General features: G+C 66.9%; 20 protein-coding genes. 12 read left to right on the forward strand and 8 right to left on the reverse strand.

Features of this window, described 5'->3' with window-relative positions; translation table 11 throughout:
* Positions 1–820: 820 nt before the first annotated feature.
* The 4 genes from RW112_RS13125 (at position 821) to RW112_RS13140 (ending at position 6,496) form a co-directional block, all read left to right on the forward strand.
* Positions 821–1,105: an HU family DNA-binding protein gene (locus RW112_RS13125; protein WP_011693739.1), complete on the forward strand. Its 285-nt coding sequence runs from the start codon at positions 821–823 to the stop codon at positions 1,103–1,105.
* Between the two features lie 135 nt (positions 1,106–1,240).
* Positions 1,241–3,412, forward strand: coding sequence for a cytochrome c oxidase assembly protein (locus tag RW112_RS13130; protein WP_317782208.1), 2,172 nt, complete (start codon positions 1,241–1,243; stop codon positions 3,410–3,412).
* Positions 3,412–5,445: an NHL domain-containing thioredoxin family protein gene (locus RW112_RS13135; RefSeq protein ID WP_317782209.1), complete on the forward strand. Its 2,034-nt coding sequence runs from the start codon at positions 3,412–3,414 to the stop codon at positions 5,443–5,445. Before RW112_RS13130 ends, RW112_RS13135 begins: the two co-directional genes overlap by 1 nt.
* A gap of 223 nt (positions 5,446–5,668) precedes the next feature.
* The gene (locus RW112_RS13140) at positions 5,669–6,496 is read left to right on the forward strand and encodes a DUF559 domain-containing protein (RefSeq protein ID WP_317782210.1); all 828 of its coding nucleotides are present in this window, start codon (positions 5,669–5,671) and stop codon (positions 6,494–6,496) included.
* A gap of 143 nt (positions 6,497–6,639) precedes the next feature.
* On the opposite strand, the gene RW112_RS13145 is transcribed toward RW112_RS13140, so the two are convergent.
* The 4 genes from RW112_RS13145 to RW112_RS13160 all read right to left on the reverse strand — a co-directional run bounded on the left by RW112_RS13145 (position 6,640) and on the right by RW112_RS13160 (position 12,031).
* Positions 6,640–7,632, reverse strand: a complete 993-nt coding sequence (locus RW112_RS13145; RefSeq protein WP_317782211.1) for a hypothetical protein — start codon at positions 7,630–7,632, stop codon at positions 6,640–6,642.
* A gap of 143 nt (positions 7,633–7,775) precedes the next feature.
* Positions 7,776–9,515 carry a helicase HerA-like domain-containing protein gene (locus RW112_RS13150; RefSeq protein ID WP_317782212.1) on the reverse strand — a complete coding sequence of 580 codons (1,740 nt, stop codon included), beginning with the start codon at positions 9,513–9,515 and terminating at the stop codon, positions 7,776–7,778.
* A 9-nt stretch (positions 9,516–9,524) separates the two neighbouring features.
* Positions 9,525–10,055, reverse strand: coding sequence for a GNAT family N-acetyltransferase (locus tag RW112_RS13155; protein WP_317782213.1), 531 nt, complete (start codon positions 10,053–10,055; stop codon positions 9,525–9,527).
* On the reverse strand, positions 10,043–12,031 hold the full coding sequence (locus RW112_RS13160) for an FAD/NAD(P)-binding protein (protein ID WP_317782214.1): 1,989 nt from the start codon (positions 12,029–12,031) through the stop codon (positions 10,043–10,045). Before RW112_RS13160 ends, RW112_RS13155 begins: the two co-directional genes overlap by 13 nt.
* A 288-nt stretch (positions 12,032–12,319) precedes the next feature.
* Between RW112_RS13160 and RW112_RS13165 the strand changes: the two genes are divergently transcribed.
* From RW112_RS13165 to RW112_RS13190, 6 genes are read left to right on the forward strand one after another with little or no spacing between them, the layout of a single operon-like run.
* A complete protein-coding gene (locus RW112_RS13165; RefSeq protein WP_317782215.1) occupies positions 12,320–13,378 on the forward strand; it encodes an amino acid ABC transporter permease in 1,059 nt (352 codons plus the stop codon).
* Positions 13,375–14,217 carry an amino acid ABC transporter ATP-binding protein gene (locus RW112_RS13170; RefSeq protein WP_317782216.1) on the forward strand — a complete coding sequence of 281 codons (843 nt, stop codon included), beginning with the start codon at positions 13,375–13,377 and terminating at the stop codon, positions 14,215–14,217. The genes RW112_RS13165 and RW112_RS13170 overlap by 4 nt, the downstream gene beginning before the upstream one ends.
* Positions 14,218–14,228: 11 nt before the next feature.
* Positions 14,229–15,278 carry a transporter substrate-binding domain-containing protein gene (locus tag RW112_RS13175; protein ID WP_317782217.1) on the forward strand — a complete coding sequence of 350 codons (1,050 nt, stop codon included), beginning with the start codon at positions 14,229–14,231 and terminating at the stop codon, positions 15,276–15,278.
* Positions 15,275–15,442 (forward strand): hypothetical protein, encoded by a 168-nt coding sequence (locus RW112_RS13180; RefSeq protein WP_317782218.1) that lies wholly within the window; start codon positions 15,275–15,277, stop codon positions 15,440–15,442. Before RW112_RS13175 ends, RW112_RS13180 begins: the two co-directional genes overlap by 4 nt.
* Positions 15,439–16,512 (forward strand): LLM class flavin-dependent oxidoreductase, encoded by a 1,074-nt coding sequence (locus RW112_RS13185; RefSeq protein ID WP_317782219.1) that lies wholly within the window; start codon positions 15,439–15,441, stop codon positions 16,510–16,512. Before RW112_RS13180 ends, RW112_RS13185 begins: the two co-directional genes overlap by 4 nt.
* Positions 16,513–16,521: 9 nt before the next feature.
* Positions 16,522–17,931: an NtaA/DmoA family FMN-dependent monooxygenase gene (locus RW112_RS13190; protein WP_317782220.1), complete on the forward strand. Its 1,410-nt coding sequence runs from the start codon at positions 16,522–16,524 to the stop codon at positions 17,929–17,931.
* 106 nt (positions 17,932–18,037) lie between these two features.
* Here the strand turns inward: RW112_RS13190 and RW112_RS13195 are convergent, their stop codons facing one another.
* The 4 genes from RW112_RS13195 to RW112_RS13210 all read right to left on the reverse strand — a co-directional run bounded on the left by RW112_RS13195 (position 18,038) and on the right by RW112_RS13210 (position 20,868).
* Positions 18,038–18,448 (reverse strand): VOC family protein, encoded by a 411-nt coding sequence (locus tag RW112_RS13195; protein WP_317782221.1) that lies wholly within the window; start codon positions 18,446–18,448, stop codon positions 18,038–18,040.
* Positions 18,449–18,457: 9 nt separating this feature from the next.
* On the reverse strand, positions 18,458–18,916 hold the full coding sequence (locus tag RW112_RS13200) for a helix-turn-helix transcriptional regulator (RefSeq protein WP_317782222.1): 459 nt from the start codon (positions 18,914–18,916) through the stop codon (positions 18,458–18,460).
* A 91-nt stretch (positions 18,917–19,007) separates the two neighbouring features.
* On the reverse strand, positions 19,008–19,988 hold the full coding sequence (locus RW112_RS13205) for an ABC transporter substrate-binding protein (RefSeq protein ID WP_317782223.1): 981 nt from the start codon (positions 19,986–19,988) through the stop codon (positions 19,008–19,010).
* A 178-nt stretch (positions 19,989–20,166) separates the two neighbouring features.
* On the reverse strand, positions 20,167–20,868 hold the full coding sequence (locus RW112_RS13210) for a type 1 glutamine amidotransferase domain-containing protein (protein ID WP_317782224.1): 702 nt from the start codon (positions 20,866–20,868) through the stop codon (positions 20,167–20,169).
* 107 nt (positions 20,869–20,975) lie between these two features.
* On the opposite strand from RW112_RS13210, the gene RW112_RS13215 reads away from it, so the two are divergent.
* Together RW112_RS13215 and RW112_RS13220 are read left to right on the forward strand one after the other, a co-directional pair.
* The gene (locus tag RW112_RS13215; RefSeq protein WP_317782225.1) at positions 20,976–21,782 is read left to right on the forward strand and encodes a hypothetical protein; all 807 of its coding nucleotides are present in this window, start codon (positions 20,976–20,978) and stop codon (positions 21,780–21,782) included.
* A 305-nt stretch (positions 21,783–22,087) separates the two neighbouring features.
* Positions 22,088–24,316, forward strand: a complete 2,229-nt coding sequence (locus tag RW112_RS13220; protein WP_317782226.1) for a PxKF domain-containing protein — start codon at positions 22,088–22,090, stop codon at positions 24,314–24,316.
* Positions 24,317–24,354 lie beyond the last annotated feature (38 nt).

Raw genomic sequence — 24,354 nt, forward strand, 5'->3', positions numbered from 1 at the left:
CTGCACCCGGGAGGGTGTGGGAGAGTAGGTCACCGCCGGACAACCATTAAAGCTCAGGCCCCGACAAGGAATGTCGGGGCCTGAGCCATTTAACACCCGCTCCCGGGACCCTCTCTCACATCCTGCACCCACACCCGGGACCCTCTCTCACATCCTGCAACGAATCCCTGGACCCTCTCTCACATCCTGCAACGAATCCCGGGACCCTCTCCCAGTACCCGCACCACTCCAGGGACCCTCTCCCACCCGGACCGGAACACGGCACAACCCACCCGGCCCGCCCGCCGTCGAACACCGGCAGGAACTGAGAGAACGTCCGGGGAAACCCGGCAGGAACTGCGAGAGCGTCCGGCGGAAACCCGACAGCAACTGCGAGAGCGTCGCAGGGGAAGCCCGGCAGCAACTGCGAGAGCGTCCGGCGAAACCCGACAGGAACTGCGAGAGCGTCGCAAGGGGAGGCCGGAAGGCTAGGGAAGGTGCCACGCCGTCCCCGCCCCCGACCCCGGCGGCTGCCGCGCACCCCCGACGCCCGACCCCACCGCACACCGCGACCCCCGGCCCCCGACTCCGGCGCCAGCCCGGCAGCAGCGCCGGCCCGCCCGGTACCCGACCGCCCCTCCTGGCGGGAGCTTGGACGGCCGTCCGCTGATGGCGAAAAACGGGGCCAAAAGGCCTCAAAACCGGTGATTTACCTCAAAAAATGGCGGAAACACGCGGAATTTGCGGACCTGACCGCGGCAAGCTGGTAAGTTTTCGAACAGTGGCTTGTGCGCATGCCGCGTTCAGGCTCCAGAAATCATGACCGTCCAGGAGGACATAAATGGCTAAGAACCGTAGTGAACTTGTTGCAGAGGTAGCAGGCAAGGCCGGCACCAGCCAGGCAGCCGTCAACTCCGTACTCGATGCACTGTTCGAGGTTTTCGAGACCTCTGTCGCCGCGGGCGAGAAGATCACCATCCCGGGCTGGCTCGCAGTTGAGCGCACCGACCGTGCAGCCCGTACCGGCCGCAACCCGCAGACCGGCGAGACCATCCAGATCGCCGCTGGCCACAGCGTCAAGCTGACCGCTGGCTCCAAGCTGAAGGCCGCTGTCTCCAAGAAGTAGCATCCGGCGTCCAACGCTCGAAAGGGAGCGGCAACCTGAGGGTTGCCGCTCCCTTTGCGTTAACCCGCCCTCCAGGGAGCCTTTTGGCGCAGCCGCCGATTCGCGGCGCAGGCACCCGTAGCGGACAATGGATAGGTGCCCTCAGCAGCAAAATCCCGCCCCACCCATCCTCAGCCTTCCCCCACGCCGGGAAAGACTGGGGTGTCCGGCGGTGCGGCGGGTATTTCCCGGCCGTGGCAGTTCGCCGGCCTTGCGGCGCTCATGCTGGGCCTCGCAGCAGCCCTCCTGTTCTCCGGAGCGGCCGCCGCACGCGAGGTGTCCGATCCCGGGGCGCTGATCCGCTGGGGCCTGCCCGTTAGCAAGGCCCTCCACAACGTCTCCCTGGCCACGGTGATCGGCGGCCTGATCTTCGCTGTCGGCATCCTCCCGCGTAACGCCGCTGGTTCCCGCGCCAAGGACTCCAGCGCGCCCGAGCACCCGGCATTCTCACGTGCCCTGGCTGTGGCTGCGGGGGCAGGTGCTGCGTGGACGCTGTCAGCGATCGCAGTGCTGGTGCTGACCTACTCCGACGTGGCTGGCCAGTCGCTCTCCGGGGATGCCGAGTTCACCCGCGCGCTGGTCTATTTCATGACCGACATCGAGACCGGCCGCGCCTGGCTGGCCGTGACCATTGTGGCCGCAGTGGTGACCACTGCCCTGTTCGGGGTGCGGTCCCTCACCGGCCTGACCATCACGCTTGTGCTGTCGCTGGTGGGAATGGTCCCGATCGCCCTCATCGGCCACTCCTCAAGCTCCAGCGACCACGAAGGGGCCATCAACTCCCTTGCCCTGCACCTGGTGGGCGTATCCGCGTGGGTGGGCGGCATCATCATGCTCGCCGTCCTGTCGGGCATGCTGACCGGCGCCAAAGCCGGCGCTGGCGCCAAAGCCAACGCAGGCGGCAAAACCGACATCACCGAGCCCACGCTCCGCCGTTTCTCCTCGCTTGCGGGGTTTGCGTTCATCCTGGTCTTTGCGTCCGGTGTGATCAACGCGAGCATCCGGATCACCAGCTGGAATGACCTGCTGGGATCCGCCTACGGCCAGATGGTCCTTGCCAAGGCCGCGGCCACGCTGTTGCTGGGCGGCATCGGCCTGATGCACCGCCAGTGGGTCATCCCGCAGCTCAACCGCAAGGGCGCCGCCCTGTCCTCGCGGCGCGTACTGTGGCAGCTGGTCATCGCGGAACTGCTGATTATGGGCGCGACGTCGGGAATCGCCGTCGCGCTGGGCCGTTCCGCCCCGCCGCAGCCCACCACCTTCGCCCCTGATGCCTCACCGGCGTTCATCCTCTCCGGCTACGAACTGCCGCCTGAGCTGACTCCGGAGCGCTGGCTGACCGAATGGCGGCTGGACTGGCTTTGGATCGCCGTCGCTGCCTTCGGCCTGGTCTCCTATTTCCTCGGTGTGGCCAAGGTCCTGCGCCGCGGCGACAAATGGTCCTGGTTCCGCAGCGTCAACTGGGTGATCGGACTGGTGGTGCTCACCTACATCACCTCGGGCCCGCCGGCAGTCTACGGCCGCGTGCTGTTCTCCGCGCACATGGTGGACCACATGGCGCTTACTATGGTGGCCCCGATCTTCCTGGTGCTCGGTGCCCCGGTGACGCTGGCGCTCAGGGCACTGCCGGCTCGCGGAGACGGCTCGCGGGGCCTGCGCGAATGGCTGCTGTTGTTCGTACACTCCAAGTTCTCCCAGCTGGTCACCCACCCGCTCTTCGCCGCGGCCAACTTCGCCGGTTCGATCGTTCTGTTCTACTACTCGGACGCGTTCGGCTATGCCATGCGCGATCACGTGGGCCACGAACTCATGAACCTGCACTTCGCCCTAACCGGCTACATCTTCGTGCTGACCATGATCGGCACGGACCCGCTGCCCCGCCGCGCGCCGTACCCCATGCGGCTGTTGCTGCTGCTGGCCACCATGGGCTTCCACGCCTTCTTCGGGGTAGCGATCATGGGCGGCACCAACCTGCTGGCCGCTGACTACTTCGGCAACCTGGGCCGGACCTGGGGACCCTCCGCGCTGCTAGACCAGCAAATGGGCGGCGCAGTCGCCTGGGGGATCGGCGAAGTACCCACGCTCCTGGTGGCCATCGGCGTCGCCATTATGTGGTCCCGTTCCGATGCGCGGGAGTCCAAACGGTCCGACCGCGCGGCGGACAGGAATAACGACGCCGATCTCACTGCTTACAACGATATGTTTGCCAAGTTGGCTGAACGCGACGCCAAGCTGGCTGAACGCAACTCAAAGCTGGAAGGACGCTGATGAGCGAAACCGTACGCACCCACCTCCGGGTCCGCGCCTCCGAACTGGTGGGCCGTAACTGGCTGAACACCGGCGGGAAGTCCCTGGACCTGGAAGCCCTGCGCGGCAAGATCGTGCTCCTGGACTTCTGGACCTTCTGCTGCATCAACTGCCTGCACGTCCTCGATGAGCTGCGCCCGCTGGAGGAGAAGTACTCCGACGTCCTGGTGACGGTGGGCGTGCACTCGCCGAAGTTCGAGCACGAGGCCGACCCCGTTGCCCTCGCCGCCGCCGTGGAGCGCTACGAAATCCACCACCCCGTCCTGGACGACCCCGAGCTGGAGACCTGGAAGGCCTACACGGCCCGCGCCTGGCCCACCTTGGTGGTCATCGATCCCGAGGGCTACATCGTGGCGCACCTTTCCGGTGAAGGCCACGCGGACGGCCTGTCCGTGCTGATCCCGGAACTCATTGCCCAGCACGAGGCCAAGGGCACCCTGCACCGCGGCAACGGCCCCTACGTTGCCCCGGAGCCGACGTCGGGCACGCTGCGCTTCCCGGGCAAGGCCCTCTTCCTCCCTGCCGGCCGCGGCGCCCGCTCCAACGGAGCGTCAGGCGCGGAAGCTTCCGACGGCGGGACTTCCGACGGTGCCGCGCCCGACGCCGGTTCCTGGCTCGTCACGGATACCGGCCACCACCGCCTGGTGGAGCTGGACACGGACTTCCACACGGTGCTGCGCACCTACGGTTCCGGAACGAAGGGCTACGCCGACGGCCCCGGCGCCGACGTCGACTCCGTCAAGCCCACCGCACAGTTCAACGAACCGCAGGGTCTGGTGCTCCTGCCGGAAGACGTGGCAGCGAAGACGGGCTACGACGTCGTGATTGCAGACTCCGTCAACCACCGCCTGCGGGGGCTGTCCCTCGCAGACGGAACCGTCACCACGCTTGCCGGCAGTGGCGTGCAGCGCCTGCTCGAGACCGGGCCGGCGCGGGTGGACGAGGATGCGGCCGGATTCACCGGACGACTCAGCGACCATCCCCTGGACGTCGCGCTCAGCTCGCCATGGGATGTTGTCTGGTCCGCCAAGCTCGACGCCGTGGTGGTCGCCATGGCCGGTGTCCACCAGATCTTCAGTTTCGACCCGGTTTCCGGCGCGGTGTCCATCCTGGCAGGAAACGGGCTCGAGGGACTCCTTGACGGACCCGCCCATGAGGCCTGGTTCGCCCAGTCCTCCGGCCTGGCCGAGGACGCCGACGGCAACATCTGGGTGGCGGACTCGGAGACCTCCGCACTCCGCAAACTGGTCATCGACGACGACGGTACGGTCACCGTGGAGTCAGCCGTCGGCAAGGGCCTGTTCGACTTCGGCTTCCGCGACGGACCGGCCGCCGAGGCGCGCCTGCAGCACCCGCTCGGCGTCACCGTGCTGCCGGACGGCTCCGTGGCGATCGCCGACACCTACAACGGCGCCGTGCGCCGCTACGACCCCGCCACCGGAACGGTGTCCACCCTTGCCCGGGGACTGTCCGAGCCGTCCGACGTGATTGTGGACCACACGCACACCGCCGGTTCCGAGCCGCTGCTGGTGGTGGTGGAAGCCAACAAACACCAGCTGATCTATGTGCCCATCCCCAAGGAAGCGCAACAGGTGGACGAGGGCGCGGTGCAGACACACCGGCCCAAGAGCCCTGTTGCCCCCGGGACGCTGGAGCTCACCGTACGCTTCACGGCGCCCACCGGGCAGAAGCTCGACGACCGCTGGGGCGACCCCACGCAGCTGAAGATCTCCTCCACCCCGCCCGAGTTGCTGGTGGCCGGCGGCGGAACGTCGGTGGGCCTGCAGCGAACGCTGGAGCTCTCCTCCGACATTCCCGACGGCGTGCTCCACATTACGGCGCGCGCGGCGGCCTGCGACGGCCCCGAAACGGCCGACGGCGAGATCCCGGACCACGCTGCCTGCCACCTGTACCAGCAGGACTGGGGCATCCCTGTGGTGCTGCAGGCCGACGGCGACACCGAGCTGGTCCTGGACCTCCGCGGCATGGACTGAGCTCCTCCTTAACCACCGCTGAAGACTGCGGCGCGTGACCAGGCGTCACGCGCCGCAGCCTTTTGGCGTTAAGGAAGCCTGCAGACGCCGCGGATCCAAGGCGACGTTGACGGTCCGACCGCAAGAGTCTGCAGGGCGTGACGCCGGATGCGGACGCGGCGGATTTCCACATAGCCTTGTCCGCAGCTGCCTAGTGGGCTCCAGGCGCGTGCAATATGGCGGCATGGATGTGAAGTCAGCGCTTGCCGCGTGCGGGGGCGCGGCGCGGCGGCCCGTTCTTGCCCGGCTCGGCGTTGACGATGCTGCGCTGCGTCGGGCTGTACGGGCTGGCATACGACAGCCTGCCCGCGGGCTCTATGCGCTCCAGACGGCCAATCCGGACACGGTGGGCCTGCTCCTGCGCCGCCAACTCCTCACCTGTGTCAGTGCCGCGCCCTTCTATGGGCTGTGGACGCTGGGCCCGTCAGCCCCGGCCCATGTGTATCACCCACGGGGCGATGCGTTCGACGGTGACGTGCCGCACGGCGGGCTGCTGCTGCCACCTCACCCCACCAGGCCCGTAGCGTCTCTCGGCGACGTCCTGATCCACGCCCTACGGTGTTTGCCGCTGCGGGAGTCGCTGGTCATGGTGGAATGTGCCGTGGGACGCGGAGACATGACCTTGGAGTTTCTCCGGCACCGTCTGCCCGGGCGCAGGAACGGCCGTGCCCGCGAGGTCCTGCAGTGGGTGGACCGCGGGGCGGACTCGATGCTGGAAACCCTGGCACGGACGTGCTTCCGGCAGGCCGGGATCCAGGTCGAGGTTCAGGTATATATCGACGGCGTCGGGTACGTGGACCTGTTGCTGGATGGCTGGCTCGTGATCGAGTTGGATGGGCGCCAGCACGGCGAATGGACCCAGGTGAAGAAGGACCAGCGCCGGAACAACCGGTCTGTTGTGAAGGGCTACACAGTGCTTCGCTACTACTACGCCGACGTGGTCCACAGCCCTGGACAAATGCTGGCCGAAGTTCTCGCGGTGCTTGCCGGGCACCGTCGTGGGCAGCCCTGAACTGCCGTCACTGCACGCATGCTTTTGAGCCGCTAAGGCAGGAAGTGCCGCGGGATTCCGGGCAGATGTGCTCCGCCTCAGGGTGAAAGTCTGCGCTGCGTGACGCGTGACGCGTGACGCGTGACGCGTGGCCACGACGGCGCCTAGTAGCTGAGCAGCGGGGTGACCCTGATGGTGTCACCGTCAACGTCCAGGCGGGTGGTGAAGCTGAAGTCGTGTTCCACATCCAGATTGGTCACGGCGCCGGTGAACAGGTCGGTTTGCTGCGCCTTCAGCCGGGCCTTTCCGTCCAGCGGGGCCACCACCCAGCGGCCGCCGAACGGCTCAATGGACACCTTGGGGTACTCACTGATGCTCCAGTCGATGGTCCCCAGCGTCACCCGGTTGAAGGTGGCGTGGTAGAACGGGCAGTCCGGCTGAAGCTTTTGCTCCTTCACGGCCCCCGCGGCGCAGGTGTCCAGGAATTCCTTGACCTTGGCCCCCACCGCGTCCTTCAGTGCCGGAGTGGCTTCCGTCAGGAGGCTCAGCGGGGCAGTCGGCACGTCGCGGCCGGACACGGTGGCGCGGCTGGCCGGGGCCGAGAAGAATTCGCCGTTCAGGCTGGCCTCGTACTCGCCGGGATAGAACACGGCAAAGGAATTGCGGCCGTTGGGCATGTTCACAGGGATGCCGTTGAGGGTGGCCTGGTTGGAGTTGACCACCGTGACATCCAGGACGGGCAGCGCGGCGGGCACGAAGGCCCACTTGTTGAAGAAGAGCCACTCGGTCCCGGTCCGCTCCAGCAGGAACTCGGTGCTGAGCCGGCTGCCGTCAATGGAGTACTCCATGGGCACCATGACCTGGTTTCCGGCCCGCTCCTGGGTCTCGCCGAACTTCACGTTCGTCACCCGGGAGGCGGCGGTTTGCAGCGCCGTTCCATCCAGCATGGCGGCATCGCTGTCCGGCACGGAGGCGCGCAGGAGACCGAGTGCTTTTTCGCCTTCGCCCTTCTGCAAGGCGTCCAGGTATTCACGGACGGGCTGCTCGGGACTCGCCACGGAGGCGTTCACCAGGTTCACTGCCACGACGGCTCCGGCGATGGCAAGCATAAGGCCCAGCAGCCACCCGGCCGCGATCCTCACCAACGCTTGACTCATCTGCACGCACCTTACGTTACCTGCAAGGCGCGCGAAAGCAGGTGTAGCGGATGCCCCGCATGACGCTTGTGAGCCGTTGTCAGACAGTCCGACGGCGGGTTGCCGGCCCCCGGGACCACCCCGCCATGTACCCCGCCGAACTTCTAGCGGCGGCGCCTGGAGGAGGTGCCGAACACGCCCCGCAGCAGCTCGCGGCCCAGCTGCGTACCGAGGGACCGCGCCATGCTCTTGAGGCCGCCGCCGAGGGCACCGCCCAGGGCTCCGGCCAGGTCGTCCACCATGCCTCCGCCTGATTCCTGCCGTGACGGGGGAGCCTGGCGCCCTCCGCTGCGGGGCCGTTCCGGCTCCGGAGCAGGCCTGCTGCTGGGGCGCCCCAGGATCTCTTCCTCGATGCGGCGGGCATCGGCGTCGATCGCGTCACGGTCCACGGCTCCCGGAACGGGGCTGCCGGGAAGCGGGCTGCCGGGAACAAAAACCTCCGCGGCCGGCGTCGGAGGCTGGCCGGGGGCTGCCGCTCCGGTGGGCGCGGCAGCTTTCCCTGAGATCTTCTCGTAGGCGGAGACGTTGTCCACCGCGGTGCCGTACTTGACGAGCAGTGCGGAGCCGGCAACGGTGCTCTTGACGAGTTCCTCGGTGCTGGGGCCCATGACCGATTCCGGGGCCCGCAGCCGGGTCAGGGCCACCGGGGTGGGCGCGCCTTTCTCATTCATTACCGTGATGACGGCTTCGCCAATGCCTGCCGAGGTGAGGGTTTCTTCGAGGTCGTAGTCGCTCATGGGGAAGGTGGATACTGTTGCCTTCAGGGCCTTGGCGTCTTCCGGTGTGAACGCGCGGAGGGCGTGCTGGATGCGGTTGGCCAGCTGCCCCAGGACATCGGCCGGCACGTCCTTCGGCGTCTGGGTGACGAAGAAGATGCCCACGCCCTTGGACCGGATGAGCCGGACAGTGGTGGTGATGGCTTCGAGGAAGGCCTTGGAGGCATCGTTGAACAGCAGGTGGGCTTCGTCGAGGAAGAAGACCAGCTTCGGTTTGTCGAGGTCCCCGGCTTCGGGCAGGTCCTCGAAGAGGTCCGCGAGCAGCCACATCAGGAAGGTGGAGAACACCATGGGCTTGGTCTGCAGCGTGGGCAGCTCCAGGCAGGTGACGACGCCGCGGCCGTCAGGGGCCGTGCGCAGCAGTTCGGCGGTGTCGAATTCGGGCTCGCCGAAGAAGGCCTCCATGCCCTGGGCCTCCAGCGTCACCAGTTCGCGGAGGATGACGCCGGCCGTCGCCTTGGAGAGGCCGCCCAGCGCCTCGAGCTCGTCCTTGCCCTCGTCCGAGGTAAGGAACTGGATGACGGCCCGGAGGTCCTTGAGGTCGATCAGTTCCAGGTTGTTCTTGTCCGCAAAGTGGAAGATGAGCTGCAGGCTGGATTCCTGCGTGTCGTTCAGCTCCAGAATGCGCGAGAGAAGAATCGGGCCGAAGGAGGTGATGGTGGCACGGACGGGGATGCCGTTGCCGTCTCCGCCGAGCGCCAGGAACTCCACGGGAAATGTCTTGCCTGACCAGGCCTGGCCGATGCCGTCAGTGCGCGCCTTCAGCTTCTCGCTGCCCGCGGCAGCGGTGGCCAGCCCGGAAAGGTCCCCTTTGATGTCGGCGAGGAACACCGGAACCCCGGCCGTGGACAGCTGCTCCGCCATCATGTGGAGCGTCACGGTCTTGCCTGTGCCCGTTGCGCCGGCCACCAGCCCGTGCCGGTTCATCATGGAAAGCGGCAGCCGGACGGGCGCGTCCTTGTGGACTTCGCCGTCGACGATCGCGGCTCCCAGCTCGATGGTGGCGCCTTCCAGGGTGTAGCCCTTCTGGATGGTGGCGACTTTATCTGCGGTGGATTTGATGGCCATGCCGATAGCTTAGCCGCGGGGCTCCAGATCTTTGCTGAATGCCAGGAACTTGATGGTTTCCGGATCCGCCGCCAGGTCGAACAGCGGCTCGTATCCCGAGTTCAGGTAGAGGTGCTTGGCCTCGGGCTGCCGCGGGCCCGTGGTCAGGTACACCCGGCTGTAGCCGCGGCGGGCGGCCAGCGCCTCGAGTTCGGCCAGGACGAACCGGGCCAGGCCGCGGCGGCGGTGGGCCGAGTGCGTCCAGATGCGTTTGAACTCTGCCGTCTCCGGACCGTGCCGCCGGAACGCCCCGCCGGCCACGGATTCGCCGTTTTCCTGGACGATCAGCAGTGCCCCGCCCGGTGCGGCGAATTCGGCTGCCGGGTAGCGGTTGAGCTCCTCGGCGGCCGCTTTCCGACCGAACAAATCGCCGTACCGGGAGTCGTACTCGCGGGCGAGTTCGTCCAGCAGCGGCCGGACCCGGGGGTCATGCATGGGCAGGTTAAGCACGGTCAGTGCCGACGCCTGCACGCGCGGCGGCGGGATGATCAGTTGTTCCATGATTCAGCTTTTCCCGCGGCGGACGGGACAGCCGCTGCTTCAACACCACTGCGTCCAACTCCACTGAGTTCGACTGCACCGCCCGGATCCCCCGCCAGCACGCCCAGGATCCGCCGCGCCAGCGCATCGTTCTCCCGGAACGGCGCGGCGTTCGTTCCGGGGCGGGCAAAGGCACCGGCGCCCCAGCCGGAGGTGTTGGGCCCGACGGCGAACAGGGTGCGGTTCGGTTCGCCCAGCGGGCTGACGAGCTCGTTGGCGGCGGACACCAGCAGCCGGCCCGTCGCGTGGAGGCCGTCGGCGGTGAGGACTGTCTGCTCGCTGCCGAGCCCTGAGCTGTGCAGGTGCTGCAGCAGCGGATTCAGGGAGCCTGCCACTGCCGGGGCGGGCAGCCGGGCCTCGATCAGGGCCTTGGCCGAGACGCGCACCCGGCCCCTGGCGGCCATAGCCACAAACTGTCCGGATGCCTTGTCGGCGGTGATTTCCAGTCCGGGGCCGAGGAACTGCAGCAGCCCTGCCCGGTGGAGCGCCAGCAGCTCCCGCAGGCGCTGCGGCGGAGGACCGGAGTCCACGAAGCTGAAGAAGCCGTGCCACCAGCCGTGCACCGCCTGCTGGGACCGCGCATTGAGCCGCTCCGGCGGCACCAGCCTGCCCAGGTCCATGTACACCTTGAGCAGCGCGATGAACAGGGCGAGCGTCTCCGAGTGGTCCGGGCTGGTCCGCAGCCGGAGGTCGTGCTCGATGTAGGCCGCGACGGCGCGCTGCACGTCCTCGGGCCCGGCGGTGTCCAACCCCGCAAGGGGGTGGTCCAGCTGCTCGAAGTCCAGGTGGAACTCCCTGTCCGGCACCGACTCGAGCACCAGCCGTTCGCGTTCGGGGCTGTACCAGTCCAGCCCGGCGAAGCGGTCCGAAAACTCGTCCCAGCCGATGCTCACGCGTTCGGGGTAGCCCGTGAAGAGCTCGCGGTAGTAGCCGTAGCCTGCGTCTTTGGCGATCAGCGGCCACAGATGGGTCCGGAAGTCCAGTTCGCCGTGCCGCGCCAGCAGGTCCTGGACGACGGCGGCCGTGAAGAACCGGGGATCTCCGGCCGCTTCGCCGCGGAGGGTGGAGGAAATCTTGGAATGGTACGGAACCCCGCGCCGCGAACCTGCCCAGAGCCGCGGTTCCGCGCCGGACGGAACGTACGCCAGTCCGCCGTCGGGCGTTTCCTGGAACCGGCCGCCCCGCCCCTCCGTCAGCAGGACCACCAGGTCCACGAACGCGAGCCCCATGCCCGAGACGATCACGTCCTGGCCGGGGGCCAGCGCTGAATAGTCGACGTCGGTGGTGTAGCTGGGTGCCGCGTGGAACCCGCCGTGCCGGGCAGCAAAGCCGGCAAGGCCGGCGGACGCCTCGTCCGGCAGCGAATCAGTGTGCCCCAGGGCGGAAACCACGACGTCGGCGGCAACCGTAGCGCCGCCGCCAAGCCGCACGCGGTACCCGCCGGCGCCGTCGGCATCGATCCGGACTGCGGTGTCGCGGTGCACGGTGACCCGGACGTCCGGGCCAAGCGCGGCAACAGCCCGGCGGAAGAACCACTCAAGGTAAATGCTTTGAAGCTGGCGCGTGGGGAACGTGGCGCCGGTCAGCGCACGCAACTGACGCTGCAGCTCCGGCGTGAGCGGGGGGACGTCCGGGATGGTGCCGTGGAGTACGCCGGCAGCCCAGTCGGCGAGCCCGGGACCGTCGGAGGACGGGCCGGCGCAGGCGACGGAGGTGTCGGTGAACATGGTGATGTCCGCCGCTGCGGAGTTGAGCAGCAGGCCGGGGTGCTGGTCGAAGCGCCAGATCCTCCCGGAGCCCGGAGCGTGGGGCTCAATGACATGGATGGACAGCGGGCGGGCGAACAGCTCCGGCTGGTTGGCCGCGAGGCGCTCCAGGATGCCGGCTGTCCTGGGACCGCCGCCCACAAAGGCCACGGAAGGGATGTTCGCTGGCACGGCTGGCTCCTGTTCAGGCGGGACGGGTTCAGGCGGGACGGCCGGGGACCGGCATTTCGTCTCATGCTAGGCAAGCGCCCAGTGGCCGGTCGAGGCTCCGTTCACAGCCGTTCACGCCGCGTAACGCCGCGTAAATCCGCGCAAGAAAACGACTCATGACGCCGTGAGAACCCCCGTGAACCAATGCAACATGCCGCCTTGCTGCGGGTTTCCGGCGTCCCTAGATTTGCTGCCAACCCGACCTGGAATTCCGATCCGGGAAACCGACAAGAAGAAGCGAGGTGGCGCATGAGTTCGACAGCAACCCGGGCAGCGCAGTCCGCAGCAGGGCCGGCGTCCGCCGGTACTGACGGTAGTGTCCCCCCTGCCGGCCCGTCCGGGGAACCGGAGGTCCGCCCCGTGCCCGAACCCCGGCAGGCCGCCACCGATTACGCCGAGTACCGGCTGGTCCCGTCCCGCCACCCGTGGCGCTGGGTGGGCACGGCAGTGGTGGCGCTCGGCGTCGCCGCGGTGGCCTGGTCCCTGGCCACCAACCCGCGCTGGGAATGGGGCGTGGTGGCCCAGTGGTTCACCGCGCAGTCCGTGGTCAACGGGCTCCTGGAGACCCTCAAGCTCACCGCCATCTCCGGTGCGCTCGGATTCATCCTTGGCTTCGTCCTCGCCCTGATGCGGCTTTCCGCGTCGCCGCTGCTGGTTTCGGTGTCCTGGACCTTCTCCTGGATCTTCCGCTCCACCCCGCTCCTGGTGCAGATGCTCCTCTGGTACAACCTGGGCTACCTCTACGAGAAGATCAGCCTGGGGATTCCGTTCACCGACGTCCGCTTCTTCGAAGTCCAGACCACCACCCTGATCAGCCAGTTCGCGGCAGCAGTCCTCGGCCTGACCCTGAACCAGGCGGCATATTCGGCCGAGATCATCCGCGGCGGCATCCTCTCCGTGGACCAGGGCCAGCTGGAAGCAGCCGCCGCGCTGGGCATTCCCGCCTGGCGCCGCTCCACCCGGATCGTCCTGCCCCAGGCCATGCGGGCCATCCTGCCCACCGCCTTCAACGAGATCATCGGCCTGGTGAAGGGAACCTCCATTGTGTACGTCCTGGCGTACTCGGAGCTGTTCTACACCGTCCAGGTCATCTACAACCGCACGCAGCAGGTCCTGCCGCTGCTGCTGGTGGCCACGCTCTGGTACGTGGTGATCACCTCCGTGCTCAGCGTCTTCCAGTACTACATCGAACGGCACTATTCGAAGGGCGCCGTGCGGACCCTCCCGCTGACTCCGCTCCAGAGGGCCCGCCGCTTCTTCGCCACGCACGCCGCCGTCACCGACAACCGAGCAAGGAGCACCCGATGAGCACGGCCGTCGCCGCACCCGAACATCCAACGGCACCCGCAGCAACCCGCGGGCTCGTGGAAATCACCAAGGTCCGGAAATCCTTCGGAACCACTGAAGTCCTTAAAGGCATCACCCTGACGGTGGAGCCGGGCGGCGTGGCCGTCATCGTGGGGCCGTCCGGGTCCGGCAAATCCACGCTCCTGCGCACCATCAACCACTTGGAAAAGGTGGACGGCGGCTTCATCGCGATCGACGGCGAACTGGTGGGCTACGAGGTCCGCGGCAAGCGTCTCCATGAACTGCGCGAGAAGGACATCCTCAAGCAGCGCACCGAGATCGGGATGGTGTTCCAGAACTTCAACCTCTTTCCGCACCTCACCGCACTGGAGAACGTGACCGAGGCCCCGGTGGTGGCACCGCGTTCCGGCAAACCCCGCCTGACCAAAGCCGAAGCCCGTGACCGCGGCCTGGAACTGCTGGACCGGGTTGGCCTCAAAGACCGCGCCGATGCCTACCCGCGCCAGCTCTCCGGCGGCCAGCAGCAGCGTGTGGCCATCGCACGGGCACTGGCCCTGGACCCCAAGATCCTCCTCTTCGACGAACCCACCTCCGCGCTGGACCCCGAGCTCGTCAACGAAGTCCTGGATGTGATCAGGGAACTGGCCACGTCCGGGACAACACTGATCATCGTCACCCACGAAATGGGCTTCGCCCGCGACGTGGCGGACACCGTGGTCTTCATGGACCAGGGGCAGATCGTAGAACAGGGCGCACCCCAGGACATCTTCACCAAACCGCAGGAAGAGCGCACCCGGAGTTTTTTCTCCAAGGTCATCGAACCCGCCTTCAACATCTAAAGGAACTCCCCATGGCACCCTCCACCTTCCGGCACACCAGCAGCGGACGAACGCGCACGCTGGCGGCACTGCCCGCCGTCGTCCTCCTCGGAACTCTCTCCGGCACCCTGGCGCTGAGCGGCTGCGCCGATCCGGGGGCAGCCGCTTCCGCGGGCGCAGCATCCGGCAGCCCGGGGACGACGGCGGTCCGCAACGGCGTCGTCTACAACACCTCGCCGGACCAGCAGCGGATCCGGGCTGAGAAGGATGCGGCGCTCGCCGCCCAGGTGCCCGAGCTGATCGGCAGGGACGGCAAGCTCACCGTGGCCACCACCGCCGGGTCCATCCCGCTGTCCTTCCACGCCACGGATGACAAGACGCCCATCGGCTCCGAGCTGGACATCGCCCAGCTGGTGGCGGACAAGCTGGGACTGGCGCTCGACATCCAGGTCACTTCCTGGGAGAACTGGCCGCTGAAGACCCAGTCCGGCGACTTCGAGGCCGTCTTCTCCAACGTGGGCATCAACGCAGCCCGGGTGAAGCTGTTCGACTTCGCGAGCTACCGGGCCGCCTACATGGGCTTCGAAGCCAAGAAGAGTTCGATCTATGACATCAAGGGCGCGGACGATATCTCCGGCCTGAAGATCTCGGTGGGCTCCGGAACCAACCAGGAGAAGATCCTGCTTGCGTGGAACACGGAACTCGAGGACAAGGGTAAAGCCCCGGCCATCCTCCAGTACTACTCCTCCGACGCCGACACCATCCTGGCGCTGTCCTCGGGCCGCACCGACCTGAACATTGCGCCCTACCCGTCCACGGCGTACCGCGAGAACACCCGGGACGACCTGAAGATCGTGGGCAAGGTCAACGCCGGCTGGCCGTCCGAAACCCTGGTGGCCGCCACCTCGCTCAAGGGCAACGGGCTGGCGCCGGTCATCACGGAGGCGCTGAACTCCGCCATCAAGGACGGCTCCTACGGCAAGCTGCTGGAACGCTGGGGCCTGTCCGAGGAAGCCCTGCCGGAATCCAAGACCGTCACCGAGGCAAACTTCGGGACCGCCCAGGCAGGGAAAACACAATGAAATTCCAGGTCCTCGACATCCTGGATCGGACGCCTCCGTCACCGTCACCGCCAACCATGACAACTACAGGAGCGATCATGCCCGCGTCTACGCCGGCCGAGAACCGGCTCCCCGTACCGGTCGAAGCCGGCGAGCAGACCCCCACCGAACGTCAGGAAGCATGATGGGCAACGCAAACAACACCGACTCCAACAACACCGCCGGAGGCCGGGGTTTCCTGGCGCTGGAACTCGACGGCGTTGCCGGGGGAGCTTCGGCGCTCGCCGCCGCCGTGCTGGCCGCCGAATCGGCTGGTTTCCACGCCGTGACATTCCGGGACTCCCCGGCGGAAGGGCGGCTGAACGCGCTACAGCGTGCCGCATACGCTGGCCCCCTGACCCGGCAGATCGCCCTGATTCCGGAAGTGGACACGGCGTACACGGAGCCTTTCCACGTCTCCACCCAGCTGGCCAGCCTGGACTACGTCAGCGGCGGCCGGGCCGGCTGGATCGCCACCGCGGAGGACGACCCCGCGGCTGCCGCCGCCGTCGGACGCCTTCACATGACGGGTGACGGCCTGGTGCAGGAGGCCGGTGCCGCCATCGAGGTGAGCCGCAGGCTGTGGGATTCCTGGGAGGACGACGCCGTGATCCGCGACGTCGCCAGCGGCCGCTACCTCGACGCCGGAAAGCTGCATTATGTCGACTTCAACGGCCCCGGATACTCGGTCAAGGGCCCGTCCATCATTCCCCGTCCCCTGCAGGGCCAGCTGCCGGTATTGGTTTCGGCGTCCCTCGTGGGCGACGGCCTGATTGAGCCGTCGGCCGTGGACGCGGTCCTGGTCACAGCGCCCACACCCGAACTACTCGCGGAAGAGGTCCGTGACGTGCGGGAACGGCTGGGCGGCCGGGCGCCCGCCGTCGTCGTGGAGCTCGACGTCGTGCTGGATGCCCGCGGGCAGGACGCCGCCCAGCGGCTCGGGGGAGTGGAACCTGACGGTGCACAACGGGCACGTTTCGCCGGACCGGCAGCCGAACTGGCCGATCTGTTGAGTGAAGTGCTGGAAGTGGCCGACGGCGTCCGGCTGCACCCGGCCAGGCTCGATATTGACCTTGAGGAACTGGCCCGCCTGGTGCTGCCGGAACTCCGGCTCCGGGGTGTGCTCGCCCCGGTGCCGCAGGACGGCACCTTCCGGGACCTGCTGGGCCTGGAACGTCCAGCCAGCCGCTACGCCGCAACCGCCGCCGGAAACTAGGGGAAAACCATGACACAGCACAGCCGTGCTAAATACCAGCCGAGCGGAAAGCTCCAGTTCGGCATCTTCTTCCAGGGCGTGAACTCAGGGACCATCTGGAAGGCGGCCGAATCCGGCTCGCAGACGGACTTCGAATCATTCCGGCGCATCGCCCAAACGGCCGAACGGGGCCTGTTCGCCGCGTTCTTCCTGGGTGAAGGCCTCCGCCTCCGCGAGCACCTCGGCCGGCCGCATGAGCTGGACGTTGCCGGACGCCCCGATGCCCAGGCCATGCTCGCAGCGCTGGCCGCAGTGACCTCCAACATCGGACTCGTTGCCACCCAGAACACCACGTACAACGATCCCGCTGACCTGGCGCACAGGCTGTCCTCACTGGACCTGCTCTCGGGCGGACGCGCGGCCTGGAACATCGTGACCACGGACAACGCCTGGACAGGCGCCAATTTCCGCCGCGGCGGGTACCTGGACCACGCCGACCGCTACACGCATGCCGAAGCCTTCGTGGAGACCGCCAAGCGGATCTGGGACTCGCATGACCCCGAGGCCGGGCAGTGGCGGCGGGTGGTGCACAACGGGAAGCACTACACCGTGGACGTCACTCCGCGGCTGCGTCGCAGCGCCCAGTACCGGCCCGTGCTGTTCCAGGCTGGCGACTCCCCGGAGGGCCGGAACTTCGCCGCGCGGCAGGCCGACGTCATCTTCTCTGCCCACCCCAAGCTCGACGACGCCCTGGACTTCCGGCGCGACATCGTGGAGCGGACGCTGAACGCAGGACGCGGGGCGAACGACGTCAAGATCATGCCCGCCAGTGAGTTCATCCTTGCCGCGACACCGGAGGAAGCCCGGGACAAGAAAGCCTGGGTCCGCAGCCTCCAGATCGGTCCGCAGCAGGCCATTGCCTACCTTGAACAGTTCTGGGGGCGCGAGCTGGGAAGCTATGATCCGGACGGTCCGCTGCCGGAAATCGATCCGATGGTGGAGGAAACCTCCGAGACCCGCGGCAGCGGCTTCCACGGGGCCAAGGCGCGGCAACTGGCCGACCAGTGGCGGGCCGAAGCCCAGGAAAAGGGACTGTCCATACGCCAGTTCGTCTCCGCCAAGACCAGCCGCGTGGATGCGACCTTTACAGGCTCCTATGCCGAAGTGGCTGACCGGCTGGTGGATTACGCCCGAACCGGGGCAGTGGACGGCTTCAACATCTCGCCGTGGCTGATCCCCACCGGCCTGGACGACCTCGTCAACCACCTGGTGCCCGCGCTCCAGGAACGCGGTGTCTATCCCACCGAATACGCGGGCAGCACTCTGCGGGAAAACCTGGGGCTGGCGGCACCGGAGCGTCCCGGGGCTGACGTGGCTGCGGAGTCAGCCCGCACGGAGTCGGCCCCTTCGAAATCTGCACCCTCGGGATCGAGGGTCTGAGCCGATGCGCGGGGCAGTGTCCGGCACGGACGGGGGAGATGCTGACCGGGAGTCAGCTGCGGACACCATCAGGCTGCAGCTGACTGTCTGGCAGCAGTATCTCTAGTCAGTCCTTCGGCGCCTGGTTGATCCGCACCATGTTGCCCGACGGGTCGCGGAAGGCGCAGTCGCGCGGACCCCACGGCTGGTCGATGGGCTCCTGCAGGACCTCGGCGCCGGAGGCGCGCACCTTTTCAAAGGTTGCGTCGAGGTCATCGGTGCGGAAGACGAGCATCGGCAGGACTCCCTTAGTCAGGAGCTCCTGCATCATGTCCCCGTCCTCCGGGGACCGGCCGGCGTGCGGTTCCGAGAGCACGATTTCCAGGCCGGGCTGGTCCGCGCTGCCGAGCGTGATCCAGTGGAATCCTACGGAGGCCACGTCGTTGCGCAGTTCGAGGCCGAGGGCATCGCGGTAGAAGGCGAGGGCCTTCTCGGTGTCATCGACAGTGATGTTGCAGTACTGGAGTGAAATGTTCATGCCACCAAGCTATTCGGCCGGCGCCGGCTCCGCTTCTCGAATCCTGCTCACTTGTCCGCCAGCGCCCGTGCTGTGCCGGGCAGGTCGTGTGCGGATCTTTGCCACGCACGCGGGCATGGCCTCCACCGCGCTGTGTTCGCGGGCCCGGTAGGCGCTGGGCGTTTCCCCCACGAGCTCCGTGAACCGGGAACTGAAGGATCCCAGCGAAGTACAGCCCACCGCCATGCAGGCATCGGTGACGGTCATGCCGCCACGGAGCAACGCCATGGCCCGCTCAACCCGGCGGGTCATCAGGTAGCTGTAAGGGGTTTCGCCGTAGGCGGCCCGGAACTGCCGCGAGAAATGGGCCGGTGACATCAGTGCTTTCCGCGCCATAGTGGGCACGTCCAGGGCGCGGGCGAAGTCCCTGTCGATCAGGTCGCGCGCCCGGCGCAGGTGCGCAAGGTTGGCAAGCTCTTGCGGGGTCATGCCATGAGCGTACGCCGCGGTGCGGACGTTTGCCACGACGAAGTGCAGGGCAGCCGCCGCTGCCCTGCACATTCCCCATTGAAAGCCCGGGCTACTTTTTGGGCAGTCCCGCTGGGTTTAGCTCCGACTTCTGGACGGCCTCCGCGGTGAGGCCCCAGCGGTCCAGGATCTTGGCGTAGCTTCCGTCTTCGATCAGGTGGTTCAGGCCCGCCTGGGCTGCGGCGGCAAAACCGTTGCCCTTCTTGGTGGTGGCAGCGATGCTTGCCTTAAGCGGCCAGCCGCCGTCCACCAGCCCGACCAGCTTGGTCTTGGCGTCGGAAGCCGCCTTGAAGACCGCCGTCGCATTCGGCCCGAACGTCAGGTCCGCCCGGCCGGACTGGAGGGCGAGCGAGGAGGCGGAGTCGTCGTCGTAATACTGGAACTCCACCGGGGCCAGGCCGTTCTTCTTGTTCTCCTCATCCCAGCGCAGCAGGATGGATTCCTGGTTGGTACCCGAACCCACGATCACCCGTTTTCCGGCAACGTCCGGCGCGGATTCAACCTTGGTGATGGAGCTGTCGCTCTTCGCGTAGAAACCCAGCTTGTCGTCGCGGTAGCTGGCAAAGTCGAACTTGAGCTTCCGCTCCTCAGTCACCGTGACATTGGACAGCACGGCCTCATACTTGCCGGACTCCACGCCGAGGGGCCAGTCGGCCCACGCGGTGGGAACGATGTCAGCTTCCAGTCCCAGCGTCTGGGCCAGCGCGACGGCGATATCCACCTCGTTGCCCACCGGCGTCTTGTTGTCCGTGGCGTAGACAGCCAGCGGTGCCGCGAACGGGCTGACGGCGACTGTCAGCTTGCCATCCTTCTTGATGGCTTCCGGCACCAGCGCCGCGGCTGCCGGGTCCACGGCAGCCGCTACGCGGTCCTGCTGCGGCGAGAGGTTGAACTGCTTGACGCCCGCGGCGGACGTGGCCGGCCCGGACGCCGGAGCCGCCGCCGCGCCGGGGTCGGAGCACCCTGCAAGCCCCAATATCGTTGTGGCGGCCAGCGCCGCGGTGACGCCGGGTTTGAGTGCAAAACGGGCCATGGTTTCCCCTTCGGGGTGTCGGATTTCCTGCTTGTGGCAGCAACTATCCGGCAGCGGGAAAACCCGGTCAAAGCGCGTTGAAACCCTTCGATACAGGGGGTAATCGGGGTTAATCCGGCGTCCGCGGACGTCACGGAACCTACGGCCGTGACGCTGCGGCCCGTCGGGGGAAGCCGGCTTACTCCACGAGGGCCTTGATGACTTCCTTCGCCACGTCCTCGCTGGACTGCGGATTCTGCCCGGTGATCAGGTTGCGGTCACGGACCACGTTGGAACCCCAAGCGGCGCCGTTTTCCACGATCGCTCCCTTTTCCTTCAGCACATCCTCGACGAACCACGGGGTATTGGGTCCGGTGCCGCCGTTGAGTTCCTCCTCATTCGTGAACACGGTGAGGCGGCGTCCCGCGAAAGTGAACTTCCCGTCGTCGTCAACGGCGCTGAGGAGGCCCGCCGGGCCATGACAGAACGGGGCGATGACCTTGCCGGCCTTGTCGGCCTCGGCCAGGATGCGGCCCAGATCGGCGTCCTGGTACAGGTCCGCCATGGGGCCGTGGCCGCCCGGCATCACCACGGCGTCGTAGGCGGCGGGGTCGACGTCGGCGAGCACCAGCGGCGCGGAAAGCTCGGCGTCGATGCTGGCCAGATAGTTACGGAAGCTGTCCGCGCGGTCCTGGCCGCCGGCCGACTCCGCCGCGAGGCTCACCTCGTCCACGGTGGGTTTTGCGCCGCCGGGCGTTGCGATGTGCACGGTGTGTCCGGCGTCGAGCAGGGTCTGGTGCGATACCACCAGCTCTTCCGCCCAGTAGCCAGTAGGGTGCTGGGTGCCGTCCCGCATGGTGAGGGAATCGGCGCCGGATACGACCATCAGAATGTTTGCCATGATGTAGCTCCTGTCCTGCCGACCCGTCCGGACCGGCTCATAGGGGCGGCAACACGGTAAGTACGCTGAGTATTCCTCGCCGGCAGGTCTCCGCAGTAGACTCTGGCATGGCCTCGTCACTGTTGAAGATGGTTCTGTCCGTTGCCACCACGCTTACCCTGGCTCTGATGGGCGGCGGCCCGGCGACGGCAGCGCCTCCGCGTCCGTCTGATTCCCCGGGCATCGACGTCTCCTGGCCGCAATGCGGGCAGACCCTTCCCGAAGGGCTTGCCTTCGCGATCGTGGGCGTCAACAACGGGCTCGCGAACACCACGAATCCCTGCCTCCAGGAACAGCTGGACTGGGCCGAATCCACCATCAGGTATCCGCAGGCAACCAGCCAGCCGCGCGTTGCCCTGTACGTGAATACCGCCAACCCGGGGCTGGCCGGTTCCTGGTGGCCCTCCTCCGACGTCTACATGGGGACATCCGTGGATAACCCTTACGGGGACTGTGAGGGTAAGAACGATGCAGCGTGCGCCTACATGTACGGCTATGCGAAGGCTTATGACGACGCCGTGCTGCGCGGCGTGGAGGACCCGGAAACGTACTTCTGGTGGTTGGATGTTGAGACGGAAAACAGCTGGCAGCCGGACACGGCAGCCAACCGGGCCGACCTGGAAGGCATGACCGCCTACTTCGAAAGCATTGGCGCCGACGTCGGGATCTACTCCACCGGCTACCAGTGGGGCAGGATTGCCGGAACCGTTCCCTCAACCAGCAACCTGGCGGGACTTCCCAGCTGGCTCGCCGGTGCCCGAACCGTGAGGGGTGCCAAGTCGAACTGCTCCCTTCCGGGCCTGACGCCGGGCAGCCGGGTGGCCCTGACGCAGTACGTCTCCGGCGGCCTCGACTACAACGTCGCCTGCAAGTAGGCGGCGCGTAAGCGGTGTGACAGCTGTGCACTAATTATTGCCAGAGTTAACTAGAGTGCAAAAGCGAGTACTACGGATAAAAAACAGGTATAAAACCACCGAAAGTCGAGTGGAATCTACTGGTGTTTTTCTAAGCAGCCCGCCCTAGCATCGGGACTACATTTGCGGCCAAGGACGGCCGCATTGTTGCGATGGGAGGCGCTGCAGTGAACAAATCAGGGAGAAGGGGCCCCGGGCGGGGACCGAAAAGCGGGCAAGAAACGGCCCGGGGGCCCGCGTGGTCCGCGGGCGGTGCAGGCCGGAAAGTGCTGGCCGCTTTGACGGCGGGCGGGATGCTCCTCGCCGCGGCCGGTGTGGCGCAGGCGGACATTATTTACAACGACCTTGACGGGATAATTGACGCAGTGGCCGAGAACATGCCGTTGAATGTGGGCGGGGCTGCGGGAACTACCACGCTGGCACTTCGGATCACTGGCTTAGACGGCAAGAGCGGCTGCAACCTGACCGGCAGCACCGTCCTGACATTGGACCTGCTATCGAGTAACCCTTCGGCAGCCACCGTCAGTCCCTCATCCGTCACTTTCACAAGCTGCGGGTACACGGAGCTTCTGACCGTCACGCCTGTGGCTGCCGGCACCGCCACCATAAGCGCCCGCCAGACCGCCAACACCTCCGGTGGATCCTTTGATCTTGCCCCGGCGACGTTCACCGTCAACGTGGTGGCCCCCGCCCCGGCCAACACCGCACCGACCGTGTCGGTCGCAGGAGTGGCTACGGGTGCCTCCTACGACAAGGGCTCAGTCCCTGCCGCCACCTGCAACGTCGTGGACGCTGAAGACGGCCCCAAATCGTTCGCCGCAACACTGAGCGACATCACCGGTCCATACTCGTCGGACGGCATCGGCGAGCGGACGGCGAACTGCAGTTACACGGACCTTGGCGGTCTTACCGCCAGCGGCTCCGCGACCTACAACATTGCTGACCCCAGTGGGCCGCAGATCAGCTACACCCTGACCCCGGGGACCCCCAACGGCCTCAGCGAATGGTTCACTGTTCCGCTGAACCTCAGCTGGACGGTCACCGATGTAGAGTCGCCAGGTTCCCTGACGCTCACCGGCTGCGAGGATCGGTCCATTACTGCGGACCAGGTAAAGATTGCCTATCCGTGCTCTGCAACCAGCGCGGGCGGGACGGCTTCCGTGGATACCGTGCCGCTTGGACTTGATGCCACCGACCCCGAAGTCAGTTACACGGGAGCGGAAGGCCTTGCCGGCAACAACGGCTGGTACAGGGGACCCGTCACTGTAACCTTCACAGCAACCGACGCAACGTCCGGTCCGGCGTCGCAAACGGCAACCGCAACAACTGCCGACGGCGCGGAGGGCGAATCGATTGAGGTCAGGAGCCCGGTGTTCAGCGACACCGCCGGCAACTCGTCCGCCCTTGGTGCGGTGATCCAACGCTTCAGCATCGATGGGACAGCCCCGTCCGTGGCCTACACGCAAGCCGACCGGGCGCCCAATGCCAACGGCTGGTACAACGCTCCGGTCACGGCGACGTTCACCGCGACCGACGCCGTCTCCGGACCGGCTCTGGCGACGCAGACCGCAACGTCCGTCGGGGAGGGATTTGGTGTGGTCGTTGACAGTCCTGCTTTTGTGGACGTTGCGGGCAACACGGCAGAGGCCGGTGCGGCGTCGGCTAACTTCGATATCGACGTCACGGCGCCTCTCGTTTCCTTCACCGGGTTGAGCGGGCTCGAGGGCTCCAACGGCTGGTTCACCGGCCCGGTCACCGCGACCTTCACCGGTACGGATGAGCTGTCCGGCCTCGAGTCGCCTACAGGGACCGCGGTATCCAGCGGCGAAGGCACAGGCCTGGTCCTGACCAGCCCGGCCTTCACTGACAGGGCGGACAACACCATCCCCGCCGGCGAAGCGTCCAGCCCCGAGTTCAACGTGGACCTGACCGACCCGCTTGCAACGTTCGATTCCCTGCCTGCGGACGCGTACTTCGGCTTCGTTGGCGCCGAGCCCACCTGCACGGCCTCTGATTCGGGCTCCGGCCCGGCCGGCTGCGTAGTGAGCGGATATTCTTCGCTCGCAGGCACCCACACTCTGACGGCCACGGCGACCGATATCGCGGGCCGCACGTCCGCCACCACGCACACGTACACGGTCAAGCACTGGGAAACCAAGGGGTTCTACCAGCCCATTGATATGGGGGCGAATGTCGTCAACACGGTGAAGGCGGGCAGCACGGTTCCTGCCAAGTTCGAACTGTTCGCCGGTGCAACGGAACTGACGGACACGAGCTTCGTGGAGATGAAGATCCGGCAGATCGCGTGCAGTCCGCTGGCGGTCCAGGACAACATCGAGATCACGGCCACCGGGAACACGTCGCTGCGGTACGACTCGACGGGCGGCCAGTTCATCTACAACTGGAAGACACCGAACCTGCCCGGGGCCTGCTTCCAGCTCTCGACGCTACCCGACGACGGTTCCGTCATCGCCGCCAACTTCAAGCTGAAGTAGGAGTGGTAGACGCCAAATAGCACAAGTGAGCTAAAAAG

This window comes from Arthrobacter sp. B10-11 (genome assembly GCF_033142195.1).
Classification (GTDB): Bacteria; Actinomycetota; Actinomycetes; order Actinomycetales; family Micrococcaceae; genus Arthrobacter; species Arthrobacter oryzae_C.